An 8281-nucleotide genomic window follows, 5' to 3' on the forward strand; every position below is an offset into this window, starting at 1 on the left:
TCATCGCCCCAGGTACCAGTGGCGGCCGACGATCTCTATCACGCGATCGACGTGCGGCGGCTTGAGGATCGACAGGTGGTCGCTGCCGGGCACATCGAAGCTGCGCAGTTGCGGCTCGTGCAGGCGCCAGGCGTCGAGATCGACGGCTTCTTCGTCGGCGCCGCCCTCTTCGGGAAAGGCGCGCAGCAGCAATGCCAGGCCGCCGAACGCACCCTGAGGCCGATAGCCGATCGCGCACTGGCGGCAGAACATCTCCAGCACCGGCACGAAGTCCTCCAGCCGCGCGTTGGCCGGCAGCAGCCGGCCGCAGCGCATCGCCTCGAAGATCGGCCGCGCCTGTTCGGTGGGCGGCAGCGCGGCCAGCGTGTCGGCGTCGAGCCCGTGCGCCTGATCGCTTTGCAGTCCGATCAACGCCAGGTACTCGCGCAGTGCATAACCGTGATCGCCGTGCCCTTCCGCTCGCGGTGCCTGGGTGTCGACCAGCACCACCGGCGCGACCGTGGAGCCGGCCTTGCTCAACTGCCTGGCCGCTTCCAGCGCCACCCAGCCGCCGAACGAATGGCCGATCAGGTGGTAAGGCCCAACCGGCTGCAGGCCGCGGATCGTGTCGACATAGCGCCGCGCCGCTTCCTGCAACGTCGGCGTCTCGCCGTCACGGCCGAGCAGCGCAGGCGCCTCCAGGCCGATGAAGCCGGCGTCGCCGGGGCTGCGTGCAGCAAAGTCGAGGAACGAAGTGGCGTTGGCGCCTGCGCCCGGCAGGCAGAACACCTTGCGCGTTTGCGCATTGCCGGTGCGGATGGTCACTGCGGCGCCCGGTGCGGGCGAGCGGGCACTGCCGCCCGGCTCCAGCGCCATGCCGTCGAGGCGGGCCAGCATCGAAGCGATCGCGCTGCCGACGCGGCCGGCGCGCCCGGCATCCATCATGATGCTCCAGTGGTCGCCGCCTACAGGGTGCACCTGCAGGCGATTGCCGAGCACCCCGCTCCAGCCGTTGGAAGGATCGCCCGCATCACCCGGCTGCGCCGCGAACAGATGCGTATCGATCTCCAGCGGCTGCGCGTAATAGCGATGCGCAGCGGCGCGCAGGTTGAACCAGAGCCCGGCGCGTGCTTCGAACTCGGCCGGGCTCATGTCCTTCTTCAGCCACCCCTCGCCACGCGCCAGCGCGATCGCCCCGGGCAGGTCTTCGGTGGCGAGGATCCGCGCGATCTCGGCCGCCTCCAGCTTGCGCCCGTAGTACTCGGCGAAGGCCACCAGCAGCAGCTTCCTGTCGTGCAAGCCCAGCTCGGACACACCGCGCTCGCCCTCGCCGCGGTACCAGCTGTCGATCAGACCGAGGAACTCGACCCGCTCGCCCAGTGCGAGCAATTGCCGCGCGACCTCGAAGGCGAGCACGCCACCGGCCGACCAGCCAGCCAGGCGGTACGGCCCCTGCGGCAGCGCCTCGCGGATCCGGCGCACATAGCCCGCAGCCAGATCTTCATACCGGCTCTCGGCATGCACCGCATGGCGGTCGGCGCGGATGCCGTACAGGCCGACCTCGGGATCGATACGTTGTGCCAGCCGCTCGTAGGACAGCACTTCACCGCTGGGCTCGTGGATGAACACCAGCGGACGCCGCGAACCGCCCTTGCGGATCGTCACCCATTGCGCGTTCGCTACGACGCCATCTCCATCGCGCGGCTTCCCGATCCGCGCCGCCAGCGCACTCAACTGCTGCGCCAGCAGCACGTCCTGCAGCGCGACTTCGTAGCCCTTCTGCTTCAACCCCTCGATGACCTGGAACACCATCAGCGAGTAGCCACCCAGGTCGAAGAAGTTGTCGTGGCGGCCGACGCGCTCGACCCCGAGCAGCTCCGACCACAGTGCGGCGATGGCGCACTCCACCTCGCCCTGCGGCGGCTCGTAGCGGCTCAGGGCCAGGCCCTGCCCGTCCGGCGCCGGCAACGCCTTGCGGTCGAGCTTGCCGTTGGGCGTCAGTGGAAGCGCATCGAGGGCGACGAAGGCCGAGGGCAGCATGTACTCGGGCAGGTGCGCGGCGAGGTCGGTGCGCAGTTGTGCCGGGTCCACCGCATCGACCGCATGGGCGACCACGTAGGCGACCAGGCGCTTGTCGCCGGGGCTGTCTTCGCGCGCGATCACCGCCGCCTCGCGCACGCCCGACTGTTGCGCCAGGCGTGCTTCGATCTCGCCCAGCTCGATGCGGTAACCGCGCAGCTTGATCTGCGAATCGTTGCGCCCGAGGTATTCGAGCGTGCCGTCCTCGCGCCAGCGGCCAAGGTCGCCGGTGCGGTACATGCGCGCCTGCGCGCCGCCCGCGAACGGGTCGCGCAGGAAACGTTCGGCGGTGAGTTCCGGACGGTCCAGGTAGCCGCGTGCCACGCCGGCGCCGCCGATGTGGATCTCGCCGGCCACGCCGACCGGCACCGGCTGCGCGGCCTCGTCCAGCAGATAGATGCGTGCGCCCGGCATGACTTGGCCGATATGCGGACGGCGCCCGTCGACGACTCCGCAGCTGGCATCGACGCTGCACTCGGTCGGGCCGTACATGTTGAAGAACAGGCGCTCGTCGACGGCAGCCAATGCGCCCCAGGTGGCTGCGTCGATCGCCTCGCCGCCGAGCAGCAGCTTGCGCAGGCTCGGCGCGCGCCCCTGTAGCAGGCCCGCGCCCTGCATCAGCCGCAGGTGCGAGGGCGTGCACTCCATCACCTCGATGCGATGCGCTTCCAGAAAGCCGAGGAGATCCTCCGCACCGAGCCGCGCCGCCTCGGACAGCAGGAACACGCTGCGGCCGAACGCCAACTGCCCCCAGGCCTTGACCGCCATGTCGAAACCGAACGAGGAGTTCCAGGCCACGCGCCGGCAATCGGGCGCCACGCCGTGGATGCAGGCTTCCATCGCATGGAGGAAATACGCCACGTTGCGGTGCTCGACCATCACGCCCTTGGGCGTGCCGGTCGAGCCCGAGGTGTAGATCACATAGGCCAGGTGCGCCGACGTGAGGCCGACGGCGGCCGGGTTCGGGTTGCTGGACGAGGCCCCGGCCCAGTCCGGCTGTGCCGCATCGAGCATCACGCGAACGCAGCGCCCGGGCGCCTGCAGCCGTGCATCCAGGCGCTGCTGAGCCAGCAGCACGACCGCACCACTGTCGCTCAGCATGTGCGCCAGGCGTTCGTCCGGATAGACCGGGTCGAGCGGCACGTAGGCGCCGCCGGCCTTGAGCGTGGCCAGCATCGCCACGACCAGCTCCAGGCTGCGCTCGGCACAGATCGCGACGCGGTCGTCGGGCTTCACACCGAGCGCGCGCAGGTGATGGGCGAGCCGGTTGGCGCGAGCATTGAGCTCGGCGTAGCCGAGAGCCTCACCCGCGTACTCGATCGCCTGTGCGTCAGGCTGCCGTGCGGCCTGCTCTTCGATGAGCGCGTGCACCAACACCGGTTCGGCGGCAGCAACGTGGCTTTCGTTGAAGCCTTCCACGGTGGTCTCGCGCTCCTGCGCATCGAGCAGGTCGATGCGATCGACCGGCTTGCTGTCGTCGGCAACCATCGCGCGCAGCACCGCCTCCAGGCAGCGCCACTGGCGGCGGACCGTGGCCTCGTCGAACAGGGCCGTGGCGTAGTTGAGCTGGCCGCCGATGCCGTCCTCGCTCTCGCGCAGTTCGAGCGACAACTCGAACTGCGCGCTGTCGGGCCCGCCGCCCAGGCTCTGCGCCTGCAGGCCGGCCAGGTCGAGTTCGGCCTTGGGCGTGTTGTGCCACGACAGCATGACCTGGAACACCGGATGGTGGGCCAGCGAGCGCGGCGGGTTGAGCGCCTCGACCAGCCGTTCGAACGGCACGTCCTGCAGGCTCTGCGCCTGCACCGCGATCTGCCGCGCCCGGGCCAGCAGCGCCTGCACGCTAGGACTGCCGGACAGGTCCATCTTCAGGGCCTGGGTGTTAACGAAGAAGCCGATCAGCGGCTCGACCTCGACGCGGCTGCGGCCGGCGTGCGAGCTGCCGATCACCACCTGATCCTGCCCGCTGAGCCGGCCCAGCACCACCGCCCAGGCCGCGAGCATGGTCATGTACAGGGTGGTGCCGTGGCGCTGGCCGAGCTCGCGCAGGCCCTGGCTGAGCCCGGCGTCGAGCGCGATCGCGATGTTGGCACCGCGATAGTCCTGCACCGGCGGACGCGGCCGGTCGGTCGGCAAATCGAGCAGGCCGGGCGCACCGCGCAGCTGCTGCACCCATTGCTGCAACTGCTGCTGCAGCAGCGGCCCCTGCAGCCATTGGCGCTGCCACATGCCGAAGTCGGCGTACTGGATGGCCAGCGGCGGCAGCGGATCGGGCCGGCCTTCGCGCAAGGCGCGGTACAGCGCCGAGAACTCATTGGCCAGCACCCCGCCCGACCAGCCGTCGGAAACGATGTGGTGCATGGTCACCAGCAGCACGTGGTCGTCGGGGCCAAGCGCGAGCAGGCGGCCGCGGATCAGCGGCCCCAGTGCGAGGTCGAACGGACGCAGCGCCTCCTCGCGCAGGATCGGTTCCAGCTCGGCTTCGGTAGCGCCGCGCAGGTCTTCGCGCTGCAGTGCGAAGCCGCGGGCGTCATCGATGACCTGGAGCGCCTGGCCGCCGATGCCGACGAACCGGGTGCGCAGCACCTCGTGGCGTTCGACGATGCGGTCGAACGCGGCCTGCAGCGCAGCAACATCGAGCGGGCCGCGCAGCCGCACCGCATCGGGCACGTGATAGGCCTTGCTCGCCTCGGGATCGACCCGGGAGATGAACCACAGGCGCTGCTGCGCGAACGACATCGGCAAGGGTGCCGAGCGGTCGGCGCGGGTGATCGCGCTGAGCGTGTTCTGGCTTGCCTCGGCCACGTCCTGGGCGAGGTCGGCCAGCTGCGGGTGGGTGAACAGCACAGGCAGCGGCAGTTCGACGCCGAGCCGCTCGCGCAGCTGCGAGATCAGGCGCATCGCGAGCAGCGAATGGCCGCCGAGCTCGAAGAAGTTGTCGTGCCGCCCGACGCGTTCGATGCCGAGCAGTTCGCACCAGATCTGCGCCAGCGAGTCCTCGATCTCGCCGATCGTCGCCTCGTAGGCGCGGTGGACGAAGGCCAGGCTGTCCGGCGCCGGCAGGGCCTTGCGGTCGAGCTTGCCGTTCGGGGTGAGCGGCAGGGCCTCGAGCGGCATGAACGCGCCCGGCAGCATGTGGTCGGGCAGCTGTGCGGCCAGGCGCTGGCGCAGTTCGACGGGGCCTGCTGCCTGCGCATCGCCCACGATGTAGGCGACCAGGCGCTTGTCGCCGGGCATGTCTTCGCGCGCGATCACCGCGGCTTCGCGCACGCCGGGCAGTTCGTTCAGGCGCGCCTCGATCTCGCCCAGCTCGACGCGATGGCCGCGCACCTTGACCTGGAGATCGTTGCGGCCGAGGAATTCGATGGTGCCGTCGTCGCGCCAGCGTCCGAGGTCGCCGGTGCGGTACATGCGCGAATGTGCGTCACCCGCGAACGGGTCGGCCAGGAACCGTTCGGCGCTCAGTTCAGGCTGGTTGAGGTAGCCGCGGGCGACCTGCACGCCGGCGATGTGGATCTCGCCTGCCACGCCGCGCGGCACCGGCCGGCGCTGCACATCGAGCAGGTACATCTGGCAGTTGTCGACCGGCGTGCCGATCGGCGGCAGATCGTCCCAATCCGCCGGTGCGCCAGCCAGCGTGCATGTGGTGACCACGTGGCTTTCGGTAGGGCCGTAGTGGTTGTGCAGGCGAGCGCCGCCGCTGCCTTCGAACAGACGCCGGATCGCCGGCGTGATGCGCAACTGCTCGCCGGCGACGACCAGGTCGCGCAGCGCCGGCAGTGGCGCTTCGCGCTGCGACCACAGCTCGCTCAGGGCGTTGAGCGCGATGCAGGGCAGGAACAGCCGCTCGATCTGCTGCTCGCCGAGCCAGTCGGCCAGCGTGGGCAGGTCCCGGCGCTGGTCTTCGTGCAGCAGCACCAGGGTGCCGCCGCCGGCCAGCGTCGAGAAGATTTCCTGGAACGCGACATCGAAGCCGGGCGCGGCGAATTGCAGCGTGCGCGCCGCGCCCGGCAGCACCCCGCGCTGCCAGGCCAGCAGGTTGACCAGGCCGCGATGCGGCATCGCCACGCTCTTGGGCCGGCCGGTCGATCCTGATGTGTAGATCACGTAAGCCAGGTGCTCGCCGCGCAGGCCCATCGCATGCGGGTCGGGGCGTTGCGCCGCGGTCTGAGCCCACGGCGCCTGGCCGATGTCGTCGAGCAGCACGCATTTGCAGGCCGCTGGCGCGTGCAGTCGCCAGGCGAGCCGCTCCTGCGTCAGCAGCACGCGCGGCGCGCTGTCGCCGAGCATGTGCGCCAGCCGTTCGTCAGGATGGGCGGGGTCCAGCGGCACATACGCGCCGCCGGCCTTGAGCGTGGCCAGGATCGCGACCACCAGCGCCGGACCGTTCTCAAGGCAGATCGCGACGCGCTCGTCGGGGCCGACGCCAAGACTGCCCAGATGCCGGGCCAGTTGGTTCGCCTGGGCCTCCAGCTCGCCGTAGCTCAGCCGCTGCGCTCCGAACTCCAGCGCCAATGCGGACGGGTCGCGCCCGGCCTGGTGCTCGAACAGCGCATGCACCAGTTCGCCGTCGGCGCTGTGGTCCCGGTGAGTGGCATTGAAGCCTTGCACGACCTGTGCGCGCTCGGCCGCCGGCAGGGTCTCGATCGCGTGCATCGGCGTGTCTGGCGCCTGGTCCAGCGCGTGCACCAGATGCTCCAAGGTTTCGCGCACCCAGCCGGCAATGCGTGCGGCGTCCACGCGCTCGACGATCTCAGCGGTGACGGAGAAGCTCTCGCCATGGTCGTCGACGTGCAGCACGAACGGATAGTTGGTGCGGTCGCGGCTGTCGAGATAACGGATGCCGGGGATGCCTTCCTCGTCTTGCGACGTCGTCTCCTCGCGGCTGTGGCGATAGTTCAGCAGCGCCGAGAACAGCGGCATGTTCGCGGCCAGCCCGCTGCAACGCTGGGCCAGCGTCAGCGGCGCGTGCTCGTGGCGCAGCAATTCGGCGAGCCTGGTCGCGGTCTCTTCGAGCGCCGTGCCGGCGCTGCGCCCGTCCAGCCGCACCCGCAGCGGCAGGGTGTTGATGAACATGCCCATGGCGCGATCGGCGCCGGCGCCGCCCTGCAGGCGCCCGAACAGCACTGTGCCGAACACCACGTCCTCGCGTGCGCTGCAACGTCCCAGCACCTGCGCCCACGCCAGGTGGAACACGCAGGCAGGGCTGACCCCGCGCGCCCGCGCCACGCGGCGCAGTCCGGCGCACAACGTCGGTTCGAGCCTGAGCTTCGCCTGCACCGCGTCGCTGCCGTTGCCTCGCACGTCGAGCAGGTCGAAGGGCGCGGTCGGCTGCTCGACGTCGCCGAGCATCGCGCGGAAGAACTGCTCGTGCACGGCCTCGCGCGCGGACAGCCGTGCCTGCGCGACGAAGTTGCGGAACGGCACCGGCTCGGGCAGCTCGGCCCGGCGGCCTTGCATCACCAAGCCGACTTCGTGCACCAGCAGCTCCATGGTGACGTGGTCCATCACCAGGTGGTGGTAGAGCATCTGCAACAGCCAGAGCCCGCTGGCCGCATCGAAGGCAGCGAAGCCGCGCATCATCGGCGCCCGGCGCACGTCGAGGCGATAGCGCCCCGGATCGGCGTGGGCCTGCAAACGCGCATGCACTTCGTCGGCGAACTCCAGCGTCTCCAGCTCAAGCTGCGCGCGCCGCCACACCACCTGCACCGGCTCAGCCAGGCCGTCCCACTGCACTGCGGTGCGCAGCACGTCCTGGCGTGCGATCACCTCGTTCATCGCGGCAACGAAACGGTCCAGCAACTCGCGGCTGTCGAAGCCCATCAGCAGACGGGTCAGGTAGGCATCGCCCTGCTGTTGCAGCAGGTGGTGGAACAGGATGCCCTCCTGCAGCGGCGCCAGCGGATAGATGTCCTGCACGTTGCCGGCCCCGCCCGGAGTGGCGGCGACGATGCGGTCGATCTGGGCCTGCTCCAGCCGCACCAGCGGCAACATTTGCGGGGTGATCCGCGCCTGTTGCACCACCGGTGCCGGCGCGGCGCGTTCGCCGTTGGCCGCAACCCAGCTCAGCAGCGCCTGCTTGTGCAGCTTCAGCGATGCCATCACGCTCGGGGTCAGCACGCCGCGCGGCGCCTTCACCACCAGTTCGCCCTGCTCGATCCGCGCTTCGAACCGGCGCTGCTCGAGCAGGCCGATCAGGGCCGGCGCATCCAGCGATTTCATGCTC

The 8281-nt window shown here is 70.2% G+C and carries 1 protein-coding gene; it reads right to left on the reverse strand.

What is annotated here, in order from left to right:
- On the reverse strand, positions 1–8277 hold the full coding sequence (locus tag ACTG4X_RS22095) for an amino acid adenylation domain-containing protein (RefSeq protein ID WP_440531932.1): 8277 nt from the start codon (positions 8275–8277) through the stop codon (positions 1–3).
- Positions 8278–8281 lie beyond the last annotated feature (4 nt).

It is taken from the genome of Variovorax sp. YR566 (assembly GCF_051992195.1).
Lineage (GTDB): Bacteria > Pseudomonadota > Gammaproteobacteria > Burkholderiales > Burkholderiaceae_C > Variovorax.

Excerpts from the sequence above, each read along its gene's own strand:
- ACTG4X_RS22095 (WP_440531932.1), bottom strand. The coding sequence starts at position 8,277 with ATGAAATCGCTGGATGCGCCGGCCCTGATCGGCCTGCTCGAGCAGCGC.